Annotated in this window: 25 protein-coding genes; 16 read left to right on the forward strand and 9 right to left on the reverse strand. The window is 43.0% G+C overall.

Annotation, left to right across the window (positions count from 1 at the left end):
• Positions 1–8: 8 nt before the first annotated feature.
• Positions 9–470, forward strand: a complete 462-nt coding sequence (bcp, locus tag BMX95_RS05660; RefSeq protein WP_090519311.1) for a thioredoxin-dependent thiol peroxidase — start codon at positions 9–11, stop codon at positions 468–470.
• Between the two features lie 84 nt (positions 471–554).
• A complete protein-coding gene (locus BMX95_RS05665; RefSeq protein ID WP_081201014.1) occupies positions 555–836 on the forward strand; it encodes a hypothetical protein in 282 nt (93 codons plus the stop codon).
• Positions 837–846: 10 nt separating this feature from the next.
• Here the strand turns inward: BMX95_RS05665 and BMX95_RS05670 are convergent, their stop codons facing one another.
• Positions 847–2,067 carry an ROK family transcriptional regulator gene (locus BMX95_RS05670; protein WP_081201015.1) on the reverse strand — a complete coding sequence of 407 codons (1,221 nt, stop codon included), beginning with the start codon at positions 2,065–2,067 and terminating at the stop codon, positions 847–849.
• A 615-nt stretch (positions 2,068–2,682) separates the two neighbouring features.
• Between BMX95_RS05670 and BMX95_RS05675 the strand changes: the two genes are divergently transcribed.
• From BMX95_RS05675 to BMX95_RS05690, 4 genes are read left to right on the forward strand one after another with little or no spacing between them, the layout of a single operon-like run.
• Positions 2,683–3,033: a hypothetical protein gene (locus BMX95_RS05675; protein ID WP_081201016.1), complete on the forward strand. Its 351-nt coding sequence runs from the start codon at positions 2,683–2,685 to the stop codon at positions 3,031–3,033.
• Positions 3,034–3,047: 14 nt separating this feature from the next.
• Positions 3,048–3,485 (forward strand): OB-fold protein, encoded by a 438-nt coding sequence (locus BMX95_RS05680; protein WP_081201017.1) that lies wholly within the window; start codon positions 3,048–3,050, stop codon positions 3,483–3,485.
• 27 nt (positions 3,486–3,512) lie between these two features.
• Complete coding sequence (locus BMX95_RS05685) at positions 3,513–4,079, forward strand: YceI family protein (protein ID WP_081201018.1); 567 nt, start codon at positions 3,513–3,515, stop codon at positions 4,077–4,079.
• Between the two features lie 32 nt (positions 4,080–4,111).
• Positions 4,112–4,999, forward strand: coding sequence for a DUF5777 family beta-barrel protein (locus BMX95_RS05690; protein ID WP_081201019.1), 888 nt, complete (start codon positions 4,112–4,114; stop codon positions 4,997–4,999).
• A 53-nt stretch (positions 5,000–5,052) separates the two neighbouring features.
• Here BMX95_RS05690 and BMX95_RS05695 read toward each other — a convergent pair whose 3' ends face one another.
• Entirely contained in the window at positions 5,053–5,811 is a 759-nt protein-coding gene (locus BMX95_RS05695) for a biotin--[acetyl-CoA-carboxylase] ligase (protein WP_242673141.1), read from the reverse strand.
• 193 nt (positions 5,812–6,004) lie between these two features.
• On the opposite strand from BMX95_RS05695, the gene rsfS reads away from it, so the two are divergent.
• The 7 genes from rsfS (at position 6,005) to BMX95_RS05730 (ending at position 12,576) form a co-directional block, all read left to right on the forward strand.
• Complete coding sequence (rsfS, locus tag BMX95_RS05700) at positions 6,005–6,406, forward strand: ribosome silencing factor (RefSeq protein WP_081201021.1); 402 nt, start codon at positions 6,005–6,007, stop codon at positions 6,404–6,406.
• A 138-nt stretch (positions 6,407–6,544) separates the two neighbouring features.
• The gene (ftsH, locus tag BMX95_RS05705; RefSeq protein ID WP_081201022.1) at positions 6,545–8,608 is read left to right on the forward strand and encodes an ATP-dependent zinc metalloprotease FtsH; all 2,064 of its coding nucleotides are present in this window, start codon (positions 6,545–6,547) and stop codon (positions 8,606–8,608) included.
• Positions 8,609–8,616: 8 nt separating this feature from the next.
• Entirely contained in the window at positions 8,617–9,252 is a 636-nt protein-coding gene (locus BMX95_RS05710) for a LutC/YkgG family protein (RefSeq protein ID WP_081201023.1), read from the forward strand.
• A gap of 68 nt (positions 9,253–9,320) precedes the next feature.
• A complete protein-coding gene (locus BMX95_RS05715; RefSeq protein WP_081201024.1) occupies positions 9,321–9,746 on the forward strand; it encodes a gamma-glutamylcyclotransferase family protein in 426 nt (141 codons plus the stop codon).
• A 60-nt stretch (positions 9,747–9,806) separates the two neighbouring features.
• Positions 9,807–10,586 (forward strand): UDP-2,3-diacylglucosamine diphosphatase, encoded by a 780-nt coding sequence (locus BMX95_RS05720; RefSeq protein WP_081201025.1) that lies wholly within the window; start codon positions 9,807–9,809, stop codon positions 10,584–10,586.
• A 32-nt stretch (positions 10,587–10,618) separates the two neighbouring features.
• Positions 10,619–11,401 carry a hypothetical protein gene (locus BMX95_RS05725; protein WP_133053944.1) on the forward strand — a complete coding sequence of 261 codons (783 nt, stop codon included), beginning with the start codon at positions 10,619–10,621 and terminating at the stop codon, positions 11,399–11,401.
• Between the two features lie 89 nt (positions 11,402–11,490).
• A complete protein-coding gene (locus tag BMX95_RS05730; RefSeq protein ID WP_081201027.1) occupies positions 11,491–12,576 on the forward strand; it encodes a mechanosensitive ion channel family protein in 1,086 nt (361 codons plus the stop codon).
• Between the two features lie 17 nt (positions 12,577–12,593).
• Here the strand turns inward: BMX95_RS05730 and BMX95_RS05735 are convergent, their stop codons facing one another.
• Positions 12,594–13,124, reverse strand: a complete 531-nt coding sequence (locus BMX95_RS05735) for a hypothetical protein (protein WP_081201028.1) — start codon at positions 13,122–13,124, stop codon at positions 12,594–12,596.
• A 102-nt stretch (positions 13,125–13,226) separates the two neighbouring features.
• Positions 13,227–13,802, reverse strand: a complete 576-nt coding sequence (locus tag BMX95_RS05740; RefSeq protein WP_090519313.1) for a MerR family transcriptional regulator — start codon at positions 13,800–13,802, stop codon at positions 13,227–13,229.
• A 277-nt stretch (positions 13,803–14,079) separates the two neighbouring features.
• Between BMX95_RS05740 and gyrB the strand changes: the two genes are divergently transcribed.
• A complete protein-coding gene (gene gyrB, locus BMX95_RS05745; RefSeq protein WP_081201029.1) occupies positions 14,080–16,059 on the forward strand; it encodes a DNA topoisomerase (ATP-hydrolyzing) subunit B in 1,980 nt (659 codons plus the stop codon).
• Between the two features lie 285 nt (positions 16,060–16,344).
• Positions 16,345–16,551: a hypothetical protein gene (locus BMX95_RS05750; RefSeq protein WP_014221898.1), complete on the forward strand. Its 207-nt coding sequence runs from the start codon at positions 16,345–16,347 to the stop codon at positions 16,549–16,551.
• Between the two features lie 100 nt (positions 16,552–16,651).
• Here the strand turns inward: BMX95_RS05750 and BMX95_RS05755 are convergent, their stop codons facing one another.
• The 5 genes from BMX95_RS05755 to BMX95_RS05775 all read right to left on the reverse strand — a co-directional run bounded on the left by BMX95_RS05755 (position 16,652) and on the right by BMX95_RS05775 (position 22,141).
• A complete protein-coding gene (locus BMX95_RS05755; protein ID WP_081201030.1) occupies positions 16,652–17,851 on the reverse strand; it encodes a DUF1501 domain-containing protein in 1,200 nt (399 codons plus the stop codon).
• Between the two features lie 66 nt (positions 17,852–17,917).
• Positions 17,918–19,384 carry a DUF1800 domain-containing protein gene (locus tag BMX95_RS05760; protein ID WP_081201031.1) on the reverse strand — a complete coding sequence of 489 codons (1,467 nt, stop codon included), beginning with the start codon at positions 19,382–19,384 and terminating at the stop codon, positions 17,918–17,920.
• A 140-nt stretch (positions 19,385–19,524) separates the two neighbouring features.
• Entirely contained in the window at positions 19,525–20,190 is a 666-nt protein-coding gene (locus tag BMX95_RS05765) for an outer membrane beta-barrel protein (protein ID WP_133053945.1), read from the reverse strand.
• A 122-nt stretch (positions 20,191–20,312) separates the two neighbouring features.
• The gene (gene serS / locus BMX95_RS05770; RefSeq protein WP_081201033.1) at positions 20,313–21,584 is read right to left on the reverse strand and encodes a serine--tRNA ligase; all 1,272 of its coding nucleotides are present in this window, start codon (positions 21,582–21,584) and stop codon (positions 20,313–20,315) included.
• Positions 21,585–21,700: 116 nt separating this feature from the next.
• Entirely contained in the window at positions 21,701–22,141 is a 441-nt protein-coding gene (locus tag BMX95_RS05775; protein WP_081201034.1) for a GNAT family N-acetyltransferase, read from the reverse strand.
• Between the two features lie 37 nt (positions 22,142–22,178).
• On the opposite strand from BMX95_RS05775, the gene BMX95_RS05780 reads away from it, so the two are divergent.
• Complete coding sequence (locus BMX95_RS05780; protein ID WP_081201035.1) at positions 22,179–22,523, forward strand: hypothetical protein; 345 nt, start codon at positions 22,179–22,181, stop codon at positions 22,521–22,523.
• Positions 22,524–22,534 lie beyond the last annotated feature (11 nt).

A 22,534-nucleotide genomic window follows, 5' to 3' on the forward strand; every position in this document is an offset into this window, starting at 1 on the left:
AAATTAATATGATCACTCTACAAGAAGGCGATAAAGCTCCGGCGTTTAGCGGAAAAGACCAGAACGGAAAAAAAATAACGCTCAGCGAGTTCAAGGGCAAAAAAGTGGTGCTGTACTTTTATCCGGAAGATGACACCCCAACCTGTACGATACAAGCTTGTAATTTGCGCGATAATTTTGCCTTGTTGAAGAAACATGGCTTTGAGGTGATTGGGGTTAGTCCGAATGATGAAAAGAGCCATAAGAAGTTTGAGGCCAAATTCAATCTGCCGTTTACTTTACTGGCCGATCCTGATCATACTGTAATAAATAAGTATGGCGTGTGGGGCGAAAAGCAAATGTTTGGTAATAAATATATGGGCGTTCACCGCACCACATTTGTGATCAATGAAAAGGGAGTGATCAGCAAAATATTCCTGCGCCCCAAGAATAAACAGCATGCTGAGGAGATTGTAGCGGCAGAGAAATAACTTGATTGATGTCAATAAATTAAGCTATAGAAAAACTAATAATATTAGTATTAATGGGTATCTTTAGTATTCCATTTGTACTTTATGCCAACTATAACCATTACCAAGCTCTATGATCTTGTTTCAGTTAAACTGGGCAAGGAAACTGCTGAAAATTTGACTACTTTTATTGAGGAAAAAATAAAAGGAGAAGTGGATACAAAAACTTCCATACTTGCTACAAAAGAAGACCTGGCCCGGGAAAGAGCAGACATTATAAAGGATGCCGCTAACAATAGAGCGGAAACGATAAAATGGATGTTTCTTTTTTGGATTGGTCAGATGGCGGCCATGTTTGGTTTGCTTATGCTTTTCCTAAAAAAATAGCGCCCCCCTATTACTTCTTCACCAACTTCTCCGGATGTGCCGGTTCCTTTTTAAACTCATTTTTCTCAAAGTTTTCCATTACCAGGGCGGCGGCGCCGGTAACTTCGGCCTGATAGCCAAGGGAAGAAATTTCAATTTCTGTATTGGAGGCCAGCCGGGGAATGCAATGTTCGTTTAATGCCTGTTGTATAGGCGCCTGCCAGATCTTTCCTGCCGATGACCCGCGACCGCTTAAGATCACCAGTTCCGGGTTCAGTAAATGGATCAGGATTGCCACGCCCCTACCTATATTATAACCTGATTCAGATAAAATTTCTACAGCAAACTTATCACCCTTACCTGCAGCTTTAATAATGTCCTGGAAAGCCTGTTCTGCATGTTCTACTGATAGTTCATTCAACAGCGATATTTTGCCCTCCTTCAGGCCTTTGTTTGCTTTTTCAATAACCACCAACAGGGAAGTTTCGGTTTCCAGGCAGCCACTTTTGCCGCAGCTGCATAGTTTATTATTTAGGAAAAGCGGAATGTGGCTGAACTCGCCGGCAAACCCGTTGTGTCCACGAAAGAGGTCGCCATTCAGGATCATACCTAAACCAACCCCCCAGCCAACGTTTATCACCATGGCATTTTTCTTGGTGCGGGCGGCTCCAAACATCAACTCCGCCAGGGCAATCAGGCGGGAGTCGTTGTCGATGTATACCGGTAGTTTGATCTTTGATGAAATGTATTGGGTGAGGGAACCCTGTTCGGGCTCCAGAAAAGTATAATTCATGCCTTTGGCAGAATCAACAAACCCCGGCATGCCTATACCCACTCCGGCAATACTGTTTTTTGAGATGCCCGACCGGGTTATAACCTCGTCAATTTTTTCGGTAAGCATATCAAGCGCCAGTGGGTTCTTTAGTAAAGGAAGCTCGCACAATTCAGTGGCAGCTACCTGTTTGTTCTGCATGTTCAGAATGGCAATTCGGGTAATCAACTGGTCCATGGCCACCGATACCACATATAATATATCGGGCAACAGGGAATACATAACGGCACGCCGTCCGCCGGTAGATGCTGCAAAACCGGTTTCGGTAACCCAACCTTCCTCAATAAGCTTGCCCAGCATTTTGGTGGTAACGGGTAAGCTTTTATGGATCTTGTCGCTCAGGTCAGCGCAGGATAGCATATTAGAAAAATACAGATGCTTTATGATCTTTTTTCTATACAGTTGATTCTTTTCCGTCATGTACTGTTGCTGAACTTTTATCAAATTTACTGTTAAGTACCTGAACTTTAAAGCAATTCACAAAGCAGCCGCACAAGTCAGGTTAAATCACCCTTTACAAGATCGTTGTTTTAGCACATTCGCTGCTATACTATAATACAACGGCCTGAATGTCTGGCTCCTTTAACCTGGTTTAAATGTAATGGCAGCAGATCGAATATATATGCCGGGGCAACTCTGTTAAATTCTTTATCGTATTGTTTTCTGAAAATTCTGCCATTGGCTGAGAATATCCCCGTTCCTTGCCCAGCTGGGTTAAGAACCCGGAAGGGGCTATATTAAAAAAAAAAGTAATTAACTGGTAAAGTGTAATCGAGGTTAAGCCCTGATTCAAATCTGTAAGTGGGCCGGGTAACCGGCTTACTTGTATATGGGTTATTTTTTAGTTTTAGGGTTTGGTTACCCTGTCCTTTTAAGGACAGGGTTTTTTATTGTAGTTGTTACAAGTTACCCACGAAAATCAGTGAAAGGCAACCAAATGAAACGGTTAATCGTACAACTCCATAGAAAAAAGCATGGATGCAGTCACTCATAGAAAAACTAAACTCCTTAAACAGCTGAATTAATTGCTATACTATGATTAAAAAAATTACAGGCGTTTTAGCAGGCGGTATGATATTATTTTATGGTTGTTATAACGACAAGGAAGAGATCCTGTACGGTGCTTCAACCTGCGATGGTGTAAATGCATCGTTTGTAGCCGATGTGAACCCGATTATACAATCCAGTTGTGCCAAACCCGATTGTCATGCAGCAGGAAGCACCAATGGACCAGGCGCCTTAACATCATATACACAAATAAAAAATGCCGCTACGCAAATAAAATCGGCGGTGGTTTCCCGTTTTATGCCTGAAGACGGCTCGCTAACGCAAAGCCAAATAAAATCTATAAGCTGCTGGGTTGACTCAGGCGCACCCAACAATTAAATTCACAATCTTCCATGAACAAGAAAAGGACAATCATTGGTGGTATCGTAGTAGTTATTGCATTGGCTGCCGGTTATGGCTGGTACCAATATAACAGGACCGTTCAGGGGCTCGCCAATGTAAGTGCTGATTTTACTGTAAATGCTACAGATCTGATCAAAGAATTTGTTAGTAGCGAAGACGCCACTAATAAAAAGTACCTGAATAAAATTTTATCGGTAAAAGGCATAGTTAAGAACGTGGAAGCAGCGCAGAACACCGTTGTACTGGGCGACACCAGTGATATGTCGGGCGTTCGTTGCGTATTAGACAGCACCGCCAATACCACGGTAGGATCACTACAAAAAGGAGCCCTTATAACTATTAAAGGAGCCATTACCGGATTTAATAAAGATGAAACAGGGCTGTTAGGATCAGATGTTCAATTAAACCGCTGCGTTATAGGCAACTAAGCAATTGTTAAAACCAAATATTTTATTATGAGTTTCTTGATAAAGAAAGGCATTATATCGTGCTGCCTTATATTAATGGCGGCGTCATTAATGGCACAGGACAAATTCTTCACCAAAAGCGGAAACATACAGTTTTCTTCAAAGGGCGCTATTGAAACCATTGAAGCAACGCATCGCAGTGTTACCTGTGTACTCGATTCAAAAACCGGTGACATTCAGTTTGCAGTACTCATGAAAGGTTTTGAATTCAAAAAAGCATTGATGCAGGAACACTTCAATGAAAATTACGTAGAAAGCGATAAATACCCCAAGGCCGAGTTTCGCGGACAAATAGTTAACAACAGTGAAGTAAACTACACAAAGGATGGTACCTATACGGTTCATATAAAAGGCAAGCTTACCCTGCATGGACAAACAAAAGATGTAGAAGCGGATGGCAAAATCACGGTGAAGGATGGCAAGCTGCAGGCTGCCTCCAAACTCAAGATCCTGATGTCTGATTACGACATTGACATTCCCGGTACAGTAGCGCAAAACATGTCAGATACCATAAACATTTCAGTAAGCTGTACGCTGGAACCATTGAAACAATAAACGGCACAGACCAAACTAAATAACCAACCAATATGAGCAAAATAACCTACATACTCCTGACTGCCTGTTTTGTTATAACGGCGGCCAATACCATTCAGGCGCAGGACCAGGACCTGTTAAGCATGGTCAAGGATTCTGCAAAAAAAGAATATGCAACCGGCGCCTTCAAATCAACACGTGTTATCAACGGCCAGTCTATGGAACTGCTGGGCAAGGGCGTGCTGGACGTGCGTATTCTGCACCGTTTTGGCCTTATCAGCGAGGGCGCTAAAGAATTTTTTGGTTTAGACCAGGCCAGTATGCGTATGGGGTTTGACTATGGCATAACTGATAACTTAAGTGTAGGTGTGGGAAGAAGTACCCTGGATAAAGAATTGGATGGCTTTTTTAAATTCCGCCCAATACGCCAGGGTGCAGGTGGCGGTTCTCCGGTTTCTGTAGTATGGGTATCGGGTGTTACGGTTCAAACCATGCCCTGGGCAGATACCACCCGGAAAAACTATTTCTCTTCACGTGTAGCTTATTACCATCAAATAATCATCGGACGCAAATTCAGCAACGCCTTCAGTTTGCAGGTAAGCCCTATTATGGTTCACCGCAATCTGGTTGCAAAAGCCGATCAGGAGAACAATACCTGGGCATTAGGGATTGGTGGCCGGTTGAAACTTTCTAAACGCACTGCTTTTGTAGTAGATTATCATCCCATACTGGCAGGACGTGAACCCGGAACCAAAGACCCCTTATCTATGGGATTTGATATTGAGACCGGCGGTCACGTATTTCAGTTACACTTTAGTAACAGCACCGGTATGAATGAAAAAGCCTTCTTAACCGGTACCAGAGATGATTTCTGGAAAGGTGATATCCGGTTTGGCTTTAACCTGTCGCGCGTGTTTCAGGTAAATAAAAAGAAAAAATAAGCCGTTTTTACCCAGTGAACAATAAATAGGCCTTCCGATTTTTCGGGAGGCTTTTATTTTAAAATAAGCTCTACCTCGCCAAAGTCAAATGCGCGTTCCATCACGTCTTTGGTTAACAACTGGCCATTATCTGAAACACCCATAATGGTAGTTTCAAACAAAGCAGCGCCCTTTTTCAAGGTAACGGGCTGATGTAATTTGAATAACACCTGTTGATATTCCCACATGATGGTTTCAATACCACCTGCCTGTAATTGCCGGTACCGGTGTTCCAGCGACTGACACAGTTCCTGACCCAATGCAGCCGCATCAAAATCTTTGCCGGTGATCTGTTTCAATGAAACCGGGTTGGGTAAACTGGGATCAAAAACAACCTGGTTTATGTTTATTCCAATGCCTGCTACGGCAAATAACCAATCGGTACCGCGGAATACATTTTCTATTAAAATGCCACCTGCCTTTCTGTCACGCCAATACACATCATTTGGCCATTTAATAGCGGTTTCATCCCCGGCATATTTTTTATAAAAATCATAACAGGCGAGGGCTACTGTAGCAGAGAGCCAGAACTGGCGACTGGGCAATAAGCCGGGTACAATAACCGCACTAAGCATGATGTTTTGATTAGGGGTTGTTAACCAGCTTTTTCCCCGTTGGCCTTTACCGGCTGTTTGTTCCAGGGCGAACCAGGTGGTGCCATGAGTTGCCAATCCGGCTTGTATTTGCCGCATGGCATAGTTGTTGGTGCTGTCTATTGTTGGTAATATTATATAAGGATGACCAATAGGAGCCTCTTTACCAGGATGTGACAAAAGATTATTATTTTTGGGAAGTGCGAAATTAGGGATTGCCCTTGAGCGTTTAGTAAGAAATGTGGTAATAAGCGGATTTATTCGTATTTTAATTACCTGAAGTCACTTCCCCGGTCAGGGAAGAAACGAGTCTGAAATCAGAGCTCCTCGCTACCAGAACCTAAAACACATTGATCATTAAAACACAGGATTATTGGAACAAGTTTCATTGTTAGCTACCCGTCGTAAGCGAAATAGTGTAGCCCGGTTAACAAAAAATTCAAAGATTTACAAAGCAATCATTCACGCCATAAAGGAAAAGAAGGGAGAGCATATTGTGTCGTTGGACCTGCGCAAAATCCCCGAAGCTGTTGCCGACTTTTTTATTATTTGTGAAGCCAGCAGTACCACACAGGTAAAGGCTATTGCCGACTTTGTACAGGAGCATGTTAGGGCAACTGCTGAAGAAACTCCTTTCCATAGCGAAGGACAACAGACAGCCCACTGGATATTAATCGATTACGTTAACGTTGTCGTGCATGTAATGCAACCGGAAACCCGCAAGTTTTACAAATTGGAAGAAATGTGGAACGATGCTGAAGGTGAAGAATATTAAGCTCACCAGCAAAATTTAATGTTAAAATGCCGGTTTGTGCGAAATAATGATTAACTAACAGCTTTTTAGGCGAACAATTTAGCGTCGTCGATCATTAATTATTTTATCTAGAAAACCAAGGACAAGCAACAATATACTATGTCACAAGACGAGTCAAGACAGAACGACCGCAATTTCCCTCGCTTACGGCCCCGTGATGACGGTGGTGGACAGCGGAAAGGTCCAAAATTCAATATTTACTGGGTTTGGGCTATTATTTTCGCAGTTTTAGTAGGCTTTCAATTATTTGGTTCCTTTGCTCCCGACGCTAAAACCATTACCGATCTCGAGTTTTACAAAATGTTGGATAATGGGGATGTAGATAAGCTTAACACAGTTACCAATAAAAATACGGTTCGCGTATTTATCAAGAAAGACAGATTGGATAAATACAAAGACCAGCTTTCAAAAAATAACTGGACCAGCGTTGGTGATAAGGGTCCGCACTTCGAATTCAAGGTTATTAAAGCTGATGATTTTAATAAAGAACTGAACGCCTACTTCGATAAACATCCTGAACTTACCCGGGTTGCCAATATACCCATTCAGGAAGGAGAGTGGTTTGGCTCTATCATTCAATTCCTGTTACCTCTTGTAGTGATCGTGCTCATATGGGTAATGTTGATGCGGAAAATGGGTGGCGGTGCTTCCGGTGGCAGTGGCCCCGGTGGTATCTTCAACATTGGCAAATCAAGAGCAACCCTGTTCGATAAAGGCACGAAAGTAAACATTACCTTTTCGGATGTAGCTGGTCTTGATGAAGCCAAGGTAGAGGTGATGGAGATCGTTGACTTTTTAAAGAATCCCAAGAAATACACCGCACTTGGTGGTAAAATTCCAAAAGGTGCATTGCTGGTAGGTCCTCCCGGAACCGGTAAAACCCTGCTGGCAAAAGCCATGGCTGGTGAAGCACAGGTTCCTTTCTTCAGCATGAGCGGTAGTGATTTCGTGGAGCTGTTTGTTGGGGTAGGTGCGAGCCGTGTTCGCGACCTGTTTAAACAAGCCCGTGAAAAAGCGCCTTGTATTATCTTCATCGATGAAATTGATGCTATTGGCCGTGCACGCGGTAAAAACGCGATCATGAGCAACGACGAACGGGAAAGCACCCTGAACCAGTTACTGGTTGAAATGGATGGTTTCAGCGGCGAAAGCGGAATCATCGTACTGGCTGCTACCAACCGCCCCGATGTACTGGACAGTGCGTTACTGCGTCCCGGCCGTTTCGACCGTCAGATCTCTATCGACAAACCTGATCTGAAAGGCCGCGAGCACATCTTTAAAGTGCACCTGAAACCGATCAAGATCTCTGAAAAAGTAGATATTCATAAACTGGCTGAACAAACACCAGGTTTTGCCGGCGCCGATATTGCCAACGTATGTAACGAAGCCGCCCTGATAGCTGCCCGTAAAGGAAAGCAATCCGTTGAAATGGACGACTTCCAGGATGCCGTTGACCGTGTTATCGGTGGTTTGGAAAAGAAAAACAAGATCATTTCTCCCGACGAAAAACGCATCATCGCTTACCACGAAGCTGGTCACGCAATTTGCGGCTGGTTCCTGGAGCATGCGTATCCATTATTGAAAGTGACTATTGTACCAAGAGGCGTTGCCGCCCTGGGATATGCACAGTATACACCCAAAGAGCAATACCTGTACAATACCGATCAGCTGATGGACCAGGTTTGTATGACATTGGGCGGTCGCGCGAGCGAAGATATTTTCTTCGGTAAAATATCAACCGGTGCACAGAACGACCTGCAACAGATCACACGGATAGCCTATTCGATGGTTACTGTATATGGCATGAATGAAAAAGTGGGCAATGTAAGTTTTTACGATCCTGCTGCGGAAAACTCATTCACCAAACCATACTCTGAAGAAACTTCCAAAATCATAGATGAAGAGGTGCGTAAGCTGATAGAAGTGGCGTATGAAAAAACCAAGGAATTGCTTACCGAGAAAAAGTCACAGGTTGAAAAACTAGCCGAAGCTTTACTCGAAAAAGAAGTGTTGTTTCAAAGTGATGTAGAAGCATTGATTGGAAAACGTCCTTTTACAGATAAGAAAACACTTGATGTAGATGGCGAAGGCCATGCCGAAGGAGCCATCAGCGAAGGTGTTCCTCCTTACGACAGCAACGTTACCAATCACCCTGCTACATAATTGATGTTATGAACGTTTCTCCAGCAAAAGAAAATATTTTAAAAAAAATACGAAAGGCGTTGACTAGTTCAACGCCTCTCCCTTTTCCGGCAAGTGAAGGAAATAGTTCCGTTTATCAACCTTCTCAGCAAGACCTGGGTTTAGAATTCGCAGAACGGTTTACCAGACTTCAGGGGAAATTTGTTTTTTGCGAAAACTATCAGGAGCTGGCTGCCCAGCTTAGCCAGCTTGTTGCCGCTAACAAATGGGATAAGGTATATTGTAAAGAGGAAGGTTTACGAAAAACGCTCGCAGATAATCAATTCAACAATTATTCTCACACCGATCTGGCTTCTTGCGATACGGCTATCACTACCTGCGAATGGCTGGTGGCCCGTACCGGTAGCATTGTTATGTCAGCTGCCCAGGAAAGTGGCCGTACGGTAAGTGTATATACGCCCGTGCATATTTGCATTGCTCATACCAGTCAACTCGTGTATGATGTTAAAGACGCATTGGCCAAAGCCCGGGAGAAATACAACGGTAATCTTCCATCGTTGATCACCTTTGCAACAGGCCCCAGCCGTACAGCTGATATTGAAAAAATGCTGGTGGTAGGGGTGCATGGTCCAAAAGAGGTATACGTATTTCTGGTGGATCAATAAAAATAGCAATCGGCATAAGGCCTGCTATTGAACGGGTGACCCTATTACATGTTTTACGTTTCACGCACATGCAATCAAATATTTACCGGTTATTTTTATATGGTACACTACGAAGTGGATGTCATCTGCCTGTATATTCCTATATAAGCCGGTATTTTATATTTGATGGGGTGGGGGCAGTGCCGGGTCAGTTGTTCGATATGGGTGACTATCCCGCCGCTATTCCCAGTACAGAAGATTGTTTAATTACCGGAGAACTGTATCATATTGCCCAACAGGAAGAGTTTGACTATGTGATGGAACAACTCGATGACTACGAAGGGCTGTTGGTTGAACCCGGCGGCATTCCTTTATTCAGAAGGGAACCGGTAAATGTGTTATTCAAAAATTCTACTGTAATTGCCTGGATGTACTGGTATAATAGAGACATTATTAACCAGCATAGGATAGAGTCAGGTGATTATGTGGCTTATAAAATGGGTATAGGGAAGTGAGCGGGAGGTTGAAAGAGTTGATAAATTGACAAGTTAACAAGAACATAGAACTAAGAACGCGTGAATCCCGGTAAAAAGATATACTTTCTGTCAGATTTCCATCTTGGAAGCCCCGACCATGCGTCGAGCCTGGTGCGTGAAAAACGTATTGTTGAGTTTTTAGAAGAGATACGAAAAGACGCGGCGGTAATATTTATCGTGGGCGATATGTTTGATTTCTGGTACGAATACCGGACCGTTGTACCGCGGGGTTATGTGCGCTTACTGGGAAAACTGGCCGAAATAACAGACTCGGGTATTCCCTTGCATTTCTTTGTTGGTAATCACGATATGTGGATGAAGGATTATTTTCAAAAGGAACTGAATATTCCCGTATACTTTGAACCCCACGCATTTGAATTCAATAATAAAAAATTCTGGGTGGGGCATGGTGATGGATTGGGACCTGGCGATCATGGTTACAAGATGATGAAGAAGATCTTTCGCAACCCAATATGCCAGTGGCTTTTCGGTATTTTACCGCCGTATATGGGAATGGGTTTGGCCAATTACCTCAGTCGCAGAAGCCGCCACGTAACAGGTGCAGCCGATGATAAGTTTTATGGCGAAGAAAATGAATGGCTGATCACTTATTGTAAAGACATGCTGAAACAACAGCATTACGATTACCTGGTATTCGGGCACCGGCACCTGCCCATTGATTTCACCTTAAAGGGCGGCAGCCGGTATATTAACCTGGGCGACTGGATCAGATATTATACCTATGCGGTTTTTGATGGAGATCAGCTAACCCTTACCACCCGTTATCCTGAACTTGAAAACAAAATCGTACGCCATTAGTGGTTCGCATACTGATCATATTAACTTCTTTTTTGTACTGCTGTAAAACCGCCTGCGCACAAACAGCTGATACTACCTTTATTTTTAATAAACTGGCCGGCCAACAGGTAACCGATTTTACGGTTGATAACCTCGGCAATCTGTATATTCTGAATAATACCGGACAAATAAAAAAGATGGGGCCGGCAGGTGATTCTATTGCAGTATTTAATAATGTGCGGCAATATGGAAAACTGTACCTGATAGATGTTACCAATCCATTGCGCGTATTGTTGTACTTCCGCGACTTTGGTACCATCGTTGTGTTGGACCGGTTTTTGAACCCCCGGGCAACTATTGATCTTCGAAAACAACAGTTGTTTCAGGTAAATGCCATTGGCCAGTCGTACGATAATAATATTTGGGTATATGATGAATTGGAGAGCAAACTGAAGCGGGTGGCTGAAGATGGCCGGGTGCTCGATCAAACGACCGATTTCAGGATGATCGTAGATACTGCCCCTTCACCCCAGTTCATTGTTGACCAGAACCGGTTGGTATATTTATACGATTCGTTGAAGGGCGTTTATATGTTTGATTATTACGGAGCCTATAAAAACCGGATTCAATTAAAGGGCTGGACGGATTTTACCGTTATTGGCAATGCCATTTATGGCCGGGATGCCAATATGTTGTATCGTTATGAAGCCGGTACCTTGAATTTGCAAAACTACCCCATACCTGCAGCCATGCGGGATGCACAAAAAATAAAGATCATGCCCGGTAATTTATATGTGCTGCGTAACAACCGCCTGGAGGTGTTTTCTTATCACTGATTGCTTTCCTGATATTGTAACTAATTTGTAGACCGATTACTTTTTAAAGTTTATAACTTTGAAAAGTTTAAAGCCACCGAATATTTTAAATGGGATCTTTTTTAGATAAGGTTATCCTCGACAATTCTATTAGAAGCTACCTGATAGTAGCGGGTTCATTACTGCTTATATTTTTGTTCAAGCGATTATTATCGCGCTACGTGGCAGGGGTATTATTTGCTATTGTGGGGCGTGTAGTACGCGGGGTTGACAGAACTTCATTTATAAAACTGGTGGTTTCGCCGCTGGAAGTGTTCCTGCTTGTTTTACTAAGTTTAATTGTCTTCAATAAACTCACTTTTCCGCAGAACCTTAATGTTGATATATACAAATTCAATGTACGTGAGTTTGTTGATGCCATTTCCATCATTGTATTAATCATTGTGTTTATATGGTTGTTGCTGCGGATCATGGACTTTATTGCAATGATCCTGCATCACCGGGCCGATCAGACAGCTGATGCAGCCGATAACCAGCTGATAGTCTTCTTCAAGGATTTCTTTAAAGTGGTGCTGGTGATTTTTGGCATTTTGCTGATCCTGAAATTCGCCTTTCATTATAACATCAGCAATCTGCTAACGGGGTTGAGCATCGCTACGGCAGCCATTGCGTTGGCAACACGCGAAAGCCTGGAGAACCTGATCGCTTCCTTTATTATCTTTTTCGACAGACCGTTTACCATGGGCGACCAGGTAAAGGTGCACGATATTACCGGTACTGTAGAACGCATTGGATTACGCAGCACCCGCATAAGAACCGATCAAAAAACCTATGTTTCGGTTCCCAATAAACAAATGGTGGATAGTATACTCGATAACCTGTCACTGCGTACCCAGCGGCGTGCATTTGTACAGTTGAAACTACATGCCGATACGCCACATGATGCCGTGAACCAGTTTGTTTTACGGGTTAAAAACTATTTAACCCAACGAAAAGATAAGGTTGAGAATTTTAACGTGTTCCTCTCAGACATTCAGGAGAATGCATTCGTTATTCATGTTGAATTTTTTGCGGCACCTATACCTATAGCAGATTTTAATGAGCTGCGTCAGCAGGTAAACCTCATGCTGATAAACCTTATGGGTGAAATAAATATCAGGCTGGCTACGAAAGAAGATGGGAAACAAGTAGTGTAAACTAAAGAATTTCTCCCCTATAGCCGCTTTAAAGTAAACTTGCTTTGTTTAAAACCCGGTTCTTCAGAAGGTATCTCGATGGTCATTTGAGTGGTTTGTAAAGAGTGCACTTTCAATGACATGGTACGGTAGGCTTTAGAAAGGCCATCGAAGCTGGTTAACACAATGGTTGTGTTGTTAGGCCCCATTGCATAAGTGCCTTTGAATTGGGCGCTGTTTTCGGTATTGCCACTCCATAAAAAAGATTTGTCTTTGTTGAACGCAAGTTTAAAGCGAATGGTTTCGGCAGCAGATAATACTTTTCTAAGTTCCTGTCTTATACGTATGCTGTCTGCCTTTAAAACACCAGGTAGTTTGTTCTTTTGTTTGTAGTTCTCAACCATATATCGGAAGCTGGCAAGGGTGTCCTGAAAATCGAGCAGGCGGTCGGTAGTTTCCCAACGGGTTACGTACCAGATGCCGTTGATGGATGTTTCATTCACGGCGGTTTGTGCATGGGTGTGATACTGGCAAATCAGGGTAAGAACTATTAGCAGATATTTCCACATAGAGGGTAGTGTTGTTACATGGAATTTACAGATTTTTCGCTATGTGCCATAATAACTTTTCACCTCACATATTGAGTATTAATTACATAGTGAATTATTCTACTACAAAGCAGCTTTTATTTCAAGTAAAAATCCTTTTAATGATTGCAGGGATTGAATCATCTCAAAATGTTCTTTTGCTTTGGAGCTTTTCTTCAGGAAATCTTTCGCCCCTTCGATGGTGAGTTTGCGACGGCGCAGCAGGTCATAAATAAGCTCCAGGTTTTTTATGTCAATTGGTCTGAAATGGCGGTCGCCTTTACGGTTTTTGCGGGGTTGAATGATATCGAATTCATTCTCCCAAAAACGAAGCAACGACTGGTTTACGCCAAACATATCGGCTACTTCTCCAATGGAATAATACTGGCGTTGAAAAAGGGTTTCGTCATCAGGGATGTTTACCAGGTCAGCCTCGGCATCGAGGGCCTTGAGCGATTTACGGCCCCTGGTGGACTTTTTTACCGGAGTTACGACAGATTCTGCTAAAGGCGTTTCCGCCTCGGTTTCCGGGGTTTTAATCGGTTCAGGGTCTGTTTTCAATGACTTTACCCTTACCCCCACAGAGGCTGCATTTTCCTGTTCTGCGGGCACTTCACTGCTGAACTCAAAAGTAATCTGGGAGTAGTTGCGGTTGTCCATAAATCCAATTGATAACCTGGTAAAATTGTATAAGCTATCAAATATCGTGCAGTAAAGATACACCGGCAAAAAAACGCCGGTGTATGGAACTTATCAACTATTCTGGAACAATGTGGAAAACCTGGGCTTCTATCCTTTAAAACACAGGCTGTTGGCGGATTTCAGGCTTGTAAAAAAGTTCATAAAAAGGGGCATTAAATGAGGTTAAACCCTTTTATTTTCAGTAAATTTGCAGGATTAATTTTTTATAAACTTCTTGAGTATTCCACACGAATCTATGGCTACAGAAACTACGGAAATCCCTATTAATGCCAATAACAGTTACGGAGCAGATAGCATTCAGGTTTTAGAAGGTTTGGAAGCAGTGCGCAAGCGTCCTGCGATGTACATTGGTGATATTGGAGAGAAAGGTCTCCACCACCTGGTGTATGAAGTAGTAGATAACTCTATCGATGAAGCCCTGGCAGGCTTTTGTAAAAATATCGTGGTTACCATACACGACGATAACTCCGTATCAGTTGATGATGATGGCCGGGGCATTCCTACGGGCATCAACAGCAAGGAGAAAAAGAGCGCCCTGGAAATGGTAATGACGATCCTGCATGCGGGTGGTAAATTCGATAAAAACACCTACAAAGTTTCCGGCGGTTTGCACGGGGTGGGTGTGAGTTGCGTGAACGCATTAAGTACCAAACTGCATGTTACTGTAAAACGTGAAGGCAAGATCTTCGAACAGGAATATCACATTGGCGTGCCTCAGTATGAAGTGCGCGAAATAGGTGCCAGCGAACAAACTGGTACTTTGGTGCACTTCTGGCCCGATACAACCATTTTTACAGTCAGTGTCTATAAAAAGGATATCCTGGAAGCCCGTTTGCGTGAGCTGGCTTTCCTGAACCGGGGTATTCGGATCACTCTGATTGATCTGCGTGAAAAAGATGATAACGGGGAGAGCTATTCAAAGGAATTTTATAGCGAAGGCGGTATTACAGAGTTTGTTGAAATGCTCGATAAAAGCGCTGGTCGTACCTCTTTTCTGCCCACTATCATTAACGTTGAAGGAAGAGACGAGGAAACAAATGTTGCGGTGGAAGTAGCGTTGACCTATAACGACAGTTACAGCGAGCACATCTATTCATACGTAAACAACATCAACACCATCGAGGGCGGTACACACGTTACCGGTTTCCGCCGGGCATTGACCCGCGTTTTCAAAAGCTACGGTGATCGCCAGAACCTGTTTGAAAAAGCGAAAGTAGAAATTGAAGGTGATGACTTCCGCGAAGGATTAAGCGCTATCATCTCAGTGAAAGTTCCCGAGCCGCAGTTTGAAGGACAAACAAAAACAAAACTCGGTAACAGTGAGGTAAGCGGTGTGGTTGATTCAACCGTATCAAAAGTATTGGAAGCATACCTGGAAGAAAATCCCAAGGAAGCTAAAAATATCATTGCCAAAGTTATTCTGGCCGCACAGGCAAGGGCCGCTGCCCGTAAAGCACGGGAACTGGTGCAACGTAAATCGGTATTGACCGGTGGCGGTTTGCCCGGTAAACTGGCCGATTGCAGTGATCGTGATCCGGAGCGTTGCGAACTGTTCCTGGTTGAGGGTGACTCGGCCGGTGGTACTGCCAAACAAGGCCGTGAACGCAGCTTTCAGGCTATTCTGCCGCTTCGTGGTAAGATCCTGAACGTAGAGAAAGCCATGGAGCATAAGATCTACGAGAATGAAGAAATTCGTAATATGTATACTGCGCTGGGTGTAACAGTAGGTACACCTGAAGATCCCAAAGCGTTGAACCTTGTTAAACTGCGTTATCACAAGCTCATTATCATGACCGATGCCGATGTGGATGGTAGCCACATTGCCACACTGATCCTTACTTTCATTTATCGTTATATGAAAGAAATGGTTGAGCAGGGCTATGTATACATTGCCCAGCCACCATTATACCTGGTTAAAAAAGGTAAAGAGTCGGCTTATGCATGGAATGAAGAACAACGCAAAGCACTGGTTGAAAAGCTGGGCGGTGGAAAAGAAGAAAGCGTTGGCATTCAGCGATACAAAGGTTTGGGTGAAATGAACGCTGAACAATTGTGGGAAACTACCATGAACCCCGACAGCCGCACATTGAAAAAAGTAACTATCGAAAGCGCTGCCGAGGCCGATCGCATCTTTAGTATGCTGATGGGTGATGAAGTAGCACCTCGTCGTGAATTTATAGAAAGCCATGCTAAGTATGCACGCCTTGATGTGTAAATAGCATATTTATATTTATGAAAATGTGCAAATGAAATACAAATTCATTTGCACATTTTGTTTTTTAGCGCATAGGCCACCGTTAGTAAAGACACTATTGAACGGTAGTGATTTTTACCAGCAGGTTTGTTATTAATGTTGCTGTTACATATTCTAAATCAATGCTAAAGGAGGGTAATACAAAAAAGGCGTATATTTAAACCCTGTTTTAATGTTCTGGCTAAGATTTTGTAAGACTAGATCAACTTTTTTATTATTATACTAACCAAGTAAATGAACCAAATTATGTCTGAAATTACACTCACTGCATACAACGTAAAAACAAAAGAGAAAGGTGTTCCCATTCAGGATGCGGTTATTACAAAAACTGCAAAAGGTGCTTATATGGCACAAGGACACGATGGTAAAGGAAATAAATTAACCACCTTATTGGGCGAGGCAAAAGCATTGGAAGCTATTAAAGCCGGTATTGCAAAACAAGGCTGGGAGTAAAATTAATAGATCAGTCAGTATAGAAAGTAAGTCAAATGAGCCAATTAATATGTGACTCATTTGACTTATTTGAAAGTAAATCACAACCTTATTGGGCTGATCAAATAAAGTTCAGGTATTCGTATTGGTTGCCTAGTATCTTTCTATCATCTGCCTGCAGCCATTTATTCAGGATTGTTGCGTACACATTTTTGAAATCTACTTTGTATTTAAGATCTCCTTCCTGCAGATCCGCCAGATCTGGCATTGCATTTAACACTCCCTTTTGTTGTAATCCACCACTTATCAGAAACATATTATTAGCAGTACCATGATCGGTGCCACCACTTGCGTTTTGTGATACACGACGCCCGAATTCTGAAAAGGTCATCAGCATTACATCCTGAAAACGATTATTGGCTTTGAGGTCTTTCACAAATGCGGCAATAGCATCATTCATTTCTGCAAACAATCTTTTTTGCTGACCTTCCTGTCCTACGTGTGTATCAAAACTTCCCAGTGATAAATAGTATACTTTAGTGTTGATATCGGAAAATATAAGACTGGCAATTGTTTTCAGGCTGTTGCCCATATCTGTTTTCGGATATTCGGTATTGCTTGGGTGAAGCCGACTTTGCTTATAAATGTAATCGACACTGCTTACCGTTTCGGCCATTGTCTTGTATAAATAGTCAACCGGTTTTTCATCAGTATCAGCAGTATGACTGGCAGCTACTTCTTTAAAGTATTTTTCGTTCGATGAGTTGAACAGGCGGCGTGGATCTTTCATCGCCAGTCCTTTTACATGTTCCCCCTTCATGGCCAAACTTAATACATCATCTATTTCCAATGCCTGAGTAGGTTTGTCGCAGCCTGCACATTGAGCATCGAGATAGCGGCCTAACCAGCCGGTGTAAACATATTCATTGCTATTGCTGGCACTGTGCCAGATATCCATACTTCTAAAGTGTGATCTGTCTGGGTTGGGATAACCTACGCTGTTCAAAATGCCCAGGCTGCCATCACTATACAGGTCTTTAAAACCAGTTAAGGCCGGATGCAAGCCTACTTCGTCTGTTACTAATAAAGCCTGTTCTTTGGTAATACCCAGCCGCGGGCGTGATTTATAATAAATGTCGTTACGTACAGGTATTACGGTATTCAATCCATCGTTACCCCCGCTTAATTGCAAAACCACCACCACTTTATTCCCTTGCGGAACCAATGCCGGTTTTTCAAATGCCTTTAAAAACTTTGGCAGCATCATCGATGCGGTAGCGAGGGAACCTAGTTGGATAAATTCTTTACGTTTTATAAGCATAAAAAAAGTTCGTTAGTTTAAAGTTTCAAGTTCCGAATTCATGATTCTTCACATCAATAGTCAACATTAGCATAGTTGATATTCCGGGGTACTCATTAATTGTATAGTAGTACTTTTTATGAAGCTTTCTCTGCTGGATGAATCAATGTATTTGCTTACTATCTTTTCATCAACCGGGGCAACACCCTGTATGAGGATGCCTGAAATAGCACTCATTAATTTTTCGCGCGGAACTTTTTCAAACTTGTTGAGGTAGGTTTGCCAATCGACTGCAGCAGAAATAAACTGACCGCCTTTCATGCCCTTTTTCCCCATGCCTTTTCCTTTTCCAACCATATCTTTCATGCCCATCATCTGGTCATCATCGTCTTTGGGGCTGAGGGCTACCTCATCATTATCGTAAATTAATTGCGGTATGCGAAGCCGGAACATTAAGGAAGAACTGTCGATCCAGTTTTTACCACCAGGCCAGCCGGCAACATTGGGTGGATAAAACAAGAGTTGCCCTAACAGCCGTTGCAGTAATAATTGCACCTGTTCATTCTCCAATTTCATGGGCAGTACACGGCGAATACCAACGATGAGCTCAACCGGCGATTTAATTCGACAGCCGATATTTTTGGCATCGTAAAACCAATCGCTGGTGAAAATATCTTTCATCAATTCCTTGATATCATAACTGCTGCTATAAAAACGATCGGCCAGCCACGTTACATGCGTTTCATCAGGCACATCGTTTACGAAGTAGCGATATATTTTGCGGGTAATGTAAGTAGCCGTTTGTTTGTGTTCCAGTAAAATGTTCAGTACATCATCGCCAGTAAAGTTGCCTGTTTTACCCAGGACGGTCTTTTGTCCGTCATCGTGCTGAAACTTTTTGAATGCAAATTCCCCGCTGATAGTGGCCCCCCAGCCGGTAAAAGCGCGGGCAGCTTCTTTAATATCGTTTTCAGTGTAGTTGCCACGTCCCATGGTAAACAACTCCATTACTTCACGGGCAAAGTTTTCGTTGGGATGACCTTTCCTGTTTTGATTGTTGTTGAGGAAGTTGATCATGGAGGCGCTTTTGCTTACTTCGCGCAACAGGTCGCCAAAATTACCGAGAGCGTTTTGACGAATGATATCCAGCAGTTGTTGCTGGTAAAGGATATTTAGGTTACGGCTGGCAAAATGCCCGTGCCAGAACAGGGCCATTTTTTCACGCAGTTGTTGTTCGCTGTTCACCATCTGGTTCAGCCAGGTAACGTTGAGACTTTTAATGTCTTCGCGCGATTGCTGGCGGCGTTTTCTGCGTTCGGCCTCGTCTTGTTCGCGCTTCTGCCCATTACTCACTTCCTTTATACCCATTACCAGTCCTTTGAGGGCATTATCGGCCACATCGATCATTTCGGGGCCTTTGGCCGATGCTTTAAACAGGGCATTAACATACGATTTATGGGTGGCGGTTGCCAGTTGCTGGTATTCTTCGGCCATTGGGCCAAAGCCGGCACGCCATAACAGGTGTTGGTTTTTCAACTGGGGTGTTACTATCATTATGGGACAATTTGCCCTGTGACCACCTCATTTATTAAAAGTTTAACGAATTGTTTTAAATTAATATGAACTTGATAATTAAAAAGGGCCCGCCATTACCGGCGGACCCCCTGAAGGTGAGAATATGTTATCCGTTCGTGTTAAAGTATAAAGCGGCAGCCAACATTGAATTCGACTCTTCCACCAGTTGACACTCCGGCTGTAAACTCGTTGCTTTTATTAATCGTAGGTTCGGAAGTACTTCCGGCAGGAAGCTCTGTTTTTGATTCACTTTTATTATATGCTATACCCAACAGGTTATTGAATGAAGTTTCCAGATGGAATTTTTTGGTAACGGCAAAGGATACACCAGGTGTGACACTCAGCCCGGCAGTCCAGATTTTGTTTGTTAATTTGGAGACCCCATTCGTAACCGAACCATAGATGGAATTTCTTTTTAAGCTATTAAAATAGGCATCGGCTTCCCCAAAAATGTATAATCGGGTTACTACAGGAATATACTGGCGTACAAAAAAACCGCCGCCATAGGTATTAGTTTTTTCACTCGTTGTCTGCCCATTATATTCCGATTTTCCATGGTTATATAGTAATGAAATTCCTACTACCAGGTTATCTTTAACCACCATGCCTATAGCCGGGTTGATGTTAAAGTTATTCGATTTAAAAATGGGGGAATCAACGCCTGATTTGCCTTTGCTATATCCAATACTGCCGCCTACCCATACAGCGCCTTTGCTGATCTGGGCCCGGGTAGTTACCATAAATGCACAAACGAATACGAGGGAGAGTAAAAGTTTTTGTTTCATATTTACTTTGGTTTTTGGTACAGCAAATATGAAAAGCAAAAAGGAAGTATGCACTATTGCACACTTCCTTTAGCAAAGATTTATGTTAAGAAAATCTGAAGAGAAATTATCGGATATTGCTGTTAGTTGATCTGAGACGCACCAAAATAACTATGAAGCGCAGCCGGTAATTGAATGCCGGTTTCGGTTTGGTGGTTTTCCAGTAAACACGCAACGATCCTTGGCAGGGCCAGGGAGCTGCCATTTAATGAATGCACCAGTTGGTTCTTTCCATTGGCATCTTTAAACCGTATTTTCATCCGGTTGGTTTGGTAGGACTCAAAATTCGATACAGAACTTACCTCCAGCCATTTTTGCTGTGCGGCGCTGTATACTTCAAAATCGTAGGTAAGCGCAGACGCAAAACCCATATCGCCGCCGCATAGTTTTAAAATGCGATAAGGCAATTCCAGTGATTGCAACAGTTTTTCCACATGGGCTACCATGTCTTCCAGTACGTCGTAGCTTTTATCGGGATGAACGATCTGTACAATTTCTACTTTGTCGAATTGGTGCAGGCGGTTTAAACCACGTACATCTTTACCATAACTGCCCGCTTCACGGCGAAAACAAGGTGTATAAGCCGTCATTCTAACAGGTAGCTCAGTTTCCTTTAATAATTCGTCGCGATAAATATTGGTAACCGGTACTTCGGCTGTTGGTATCAGGTAAAAATTGTCTTCGGTAACAAAATACATCTGACCTTCTTTATCGGGCAGCTGTCCAGTACCAAAAGCAGATGCCTCATTTACCATATGCGGCGGCATAACCTCCTGATAACCGGCATTGGTATTATAGTCCAAAAAATACGCAATGAGTGCCCGTTGCAGTTTGGCGCCTTTGCCCATATACACAGGGAAACCGCTGCCGGTAATTTTATTACCCAGCTCAAAATCTATGAGATTGTATTTTTTGGTGAGGTCCCAATGTGGAACGGCACCGGCATGCAGGTCAGGCTTTTTACCGCCTTCCCGTATGGTAATATTATCTTCAGGTGTTTTGCCGGGTGGTACTTTTTCAGAGGGCAGGTTTGGCAGTTTTACGATCTGCTCCTGCAACTTTTTCTCTGTTTCTGCCAGTTGATCGGCTATTGGTTGCAAAGTTGATTTTAAGGTAGTCACTTCCTGCTTATGTGTTTCTGCGGCTTCCTTTTGTCCTTTTGCCATTAATTGCCCGATCTCTTTGGATGCTGCATTTACTTTTGACTGGGTAGTATCAAATTCAAGCTGCAACTTTTTCCGGTTATCATCCAGGGATATGATCTCATCTACCAATGCAAGATCCCTGAAATTTTTTAAAGCCAGTCGTTCCTTTACCAGCGCCGTGTTTTGTCGAATAAATGCGATCTGTAACATGTGAAATCAGGTTTGGGCAAAGATAGGTTAATTAGGCAAAGTGCAAGACCTGTCACGGCTCCAACCTGCCTATTCAACAGGTTTAAGTACACCTGACAGGTCTTGCATTCAATCAACTATTTTTTTTTGTATAAGTCAGACTTTACGATCGCCAGCATGTATTCAGGATTGTTCAGCTCTGTAAAATTGAACTGTCGATACAGGCCATGCGCATCGTGGGTAGCCAGCATAAAACGGCGTAAACTCTGCAGGTCGGGGTGGGAAAGGATCACCTCCATTAACCATTTGCTAAGGCCCTGGCCTCGATAGGCTTCGTCGATAAATACATCAGCCAGGTAGCCAAAAGTGGCGCAATCGGTAATTACCCTGGCAAATCCCACCATTTGGGCGCCCTTATAAACGCCAAAACAAATAGAGTTTTCTATTGATCTTTTTACGGTAGGCAAGGGAATTCCTTTCGCCCAATAGGATTGCTCAGAAAGGTACTGGTGAATGTATCCCAGGGAAAGCGTCGTTTTGTCGGTGCTGATGGTGTAATCTTCTTTGTGCCAATTCATAGGCTAATTTAGTAAATTAGGTTGCTATCTTTGCGGCATGCAAGCAAATGACGATTTACAAACCCGTTGGTGGAAGCTGGAAGAAAAACTGATGGAACGGTTTGGCAAAAAGCCAGACATGGAAACCATTTTATTTTTAATAGGTATTCAGGAATTTGGCGATATAAAGGCAAAGTTTACCAAAGAGCAAAAGCAGGACCTGATGCATATTGCTACCTGTTCGTTGCTGTCGCAAAGCGGTTATTACGAACTGGAAGGGGTAGATGAAGAGGGCTGGCCGCATTTTAAGCAATTGAAGGCCCTGCCCGTGATGAACCTGCCCGAACAGGAGAGTTTTTTAAAAGACCATATTCTTTTGTATTTTGATCAGCAAGGGTTCTAAACCATGTAGCC

Source organism: Niastella yeongjuensis, from assembly GCF_900110245.1.
Taxonomy (GTDB): Bacteria; Bacteroidota; Bacteroidia; order Chitinophagales; family Chitinophagaceae; genus Niastella; species Niastella yeongjuensis.

Excerpts from the sequence above, each read along its gene's own strand:
- bcp (WP_090519311.1), top strand. The coding sequence starts at position 9 with ATGATCACTCTACAAGAAGGCGATAAAGCTCCGGCGTTTAGCGGAAAA.
- BMX95_RS05665 (WP_081201014.1), top strand. The coding sequence starts at position 555 with ATGCCAACTATAACCATTACCAAGCTCTATGATCTTGTTTCAGTTAAA.
- BMX95_RS05670 (WP_081201015.1), bottom strand. The coding sequence starts at position 2,067 with ATGACGGAAAAGAATCAACTGTATAGAAAAAAGATCATAAAGCATCTG.
- BMX95_RS05675 (WP_081201016.1), top strand. The coding sequence starts at position 2,683 with ATGATTAAAAAAATTACAGGCGTTTTAGCAGGCGGTATGATATTATTT.
- BMX95_RS05680 (WP_081201017.1), top strand. The coding sequence starts at position 3,048 with ATGAACAAGAAAAGGACAATCATTGGTGGTATCGTAGTAGTTATTGCA.
- BMX95_RS05685 (WP_081201018.1), top strand. The coding sequence starts at position 3,513 with ATGAGTTTCTTGATAAAGAAAGGCATTATATCGTGCTGCCTTATATTA.
- BMX95_RS05690 (WP_081201019.1), top strand. The coding sequence starts at position 4,112 with ATGAGCAAAATAACCTACATACTCCTGACTGCCTGTTTTGTTATAACG.
- ftsH (WP_081201022.1), top strand. The coding sequence starts at position 6,545 with ATGTCACAAGACGAGTCAAGACAGAACGACCGCAATTTCCCTCGCTTA.
- BMX95_RS05710 (WP_081201023.1), top strand. The coding sequence starts at position 8,617 with ATGAACGTTTCTCCAGCAAAAGAAAATATTTTAAAAAAAATACGAAAG.
- BMX95_RS05715 (WP_081201024.1), top strand. The coding sequence starts at position 9,321 with ATGCAATCAAATATTTACCGGTTATTTTTATATGGTACACTACGAAGT.
- BMX95_RS05730 (WP_081201027.1), top strand. The coding sequence starts at position 11,491 with ATGGGATCTTTTTTAGATAAGGTTATCCTCGACAATTCTATTAGAAGC.
- BMX95_RS05735 (WP_081201028.1), bottom strand. The coding sequence starts at position 13,124 with ATGTGGAAATATCTGCTAATAGTTCTTACCCTGATTTGCCAGTATCAC.
- BMX95_RS05740 (WP_090519313.1), bottom strand. The coding sequence starts at position 13,802 with ATGGACAACCGCAACTACTCCCAGATTACTTTTGAGTTCAGCAGTGAA.
- gyrB (WP_081201029.1), top strand. The coding sequence starts at position 14,080 with ATGGCTACAGAAACTACGGAAATCCCTATTAATGCCAATAACAGTTAC.
- BMX95_RS05750 (WP_014221898.1), top strand. The coding sequence starts at position 16,345 with ATGTCTGAAATTACACTCACTGCATACAACGTAAAAACAAAAGAGAAA.
- BMX95_RS05755 (WP_081201030.1), bottom strand. The coding sequence starts at position 17,851 with ATGCTTATAAAACGTAAAGAATTTATCCAACTAGGTTCCCTCGCTACC.
- BMX95_RS05760 (WP_081201031.1), bottom strand. The coding sequence starts at position 19,384 with ATGATAGTAACACCCCAGTTGAAAAACCAACACCTGTTATGGCGTGCC.
- BMX95_RS05765 (WP_133053945.1), bottom strand. The coding sequence starts at position 20,190 with ATGAAACAAAAACTTTTACTCTCCCTCGTATTCGTTTGTGCATTTATG.
- serS (WP_081201033.1), bottom strand. The coding sequence starts at position 21,584 with ATGTTACAGATCGCATTTATTCGACAAAACACGGCGCTGGTAAAGGAA.
- BMX95_RS05775 (WP_081201034.1), bottom strand. The coding sequence starts at position 22,141 with ATGAATTGGCACAAAGAAGATTACACCATCAGCACCGACAAAACGACG.
- BMX95_RS05780 (WP_081201035.1), top strand. The coding sequence starts at position 22,179 with ATGCAAGCAAATGACGATTTACAAACCCGTTGGTGGAAGCTGGAAGAA.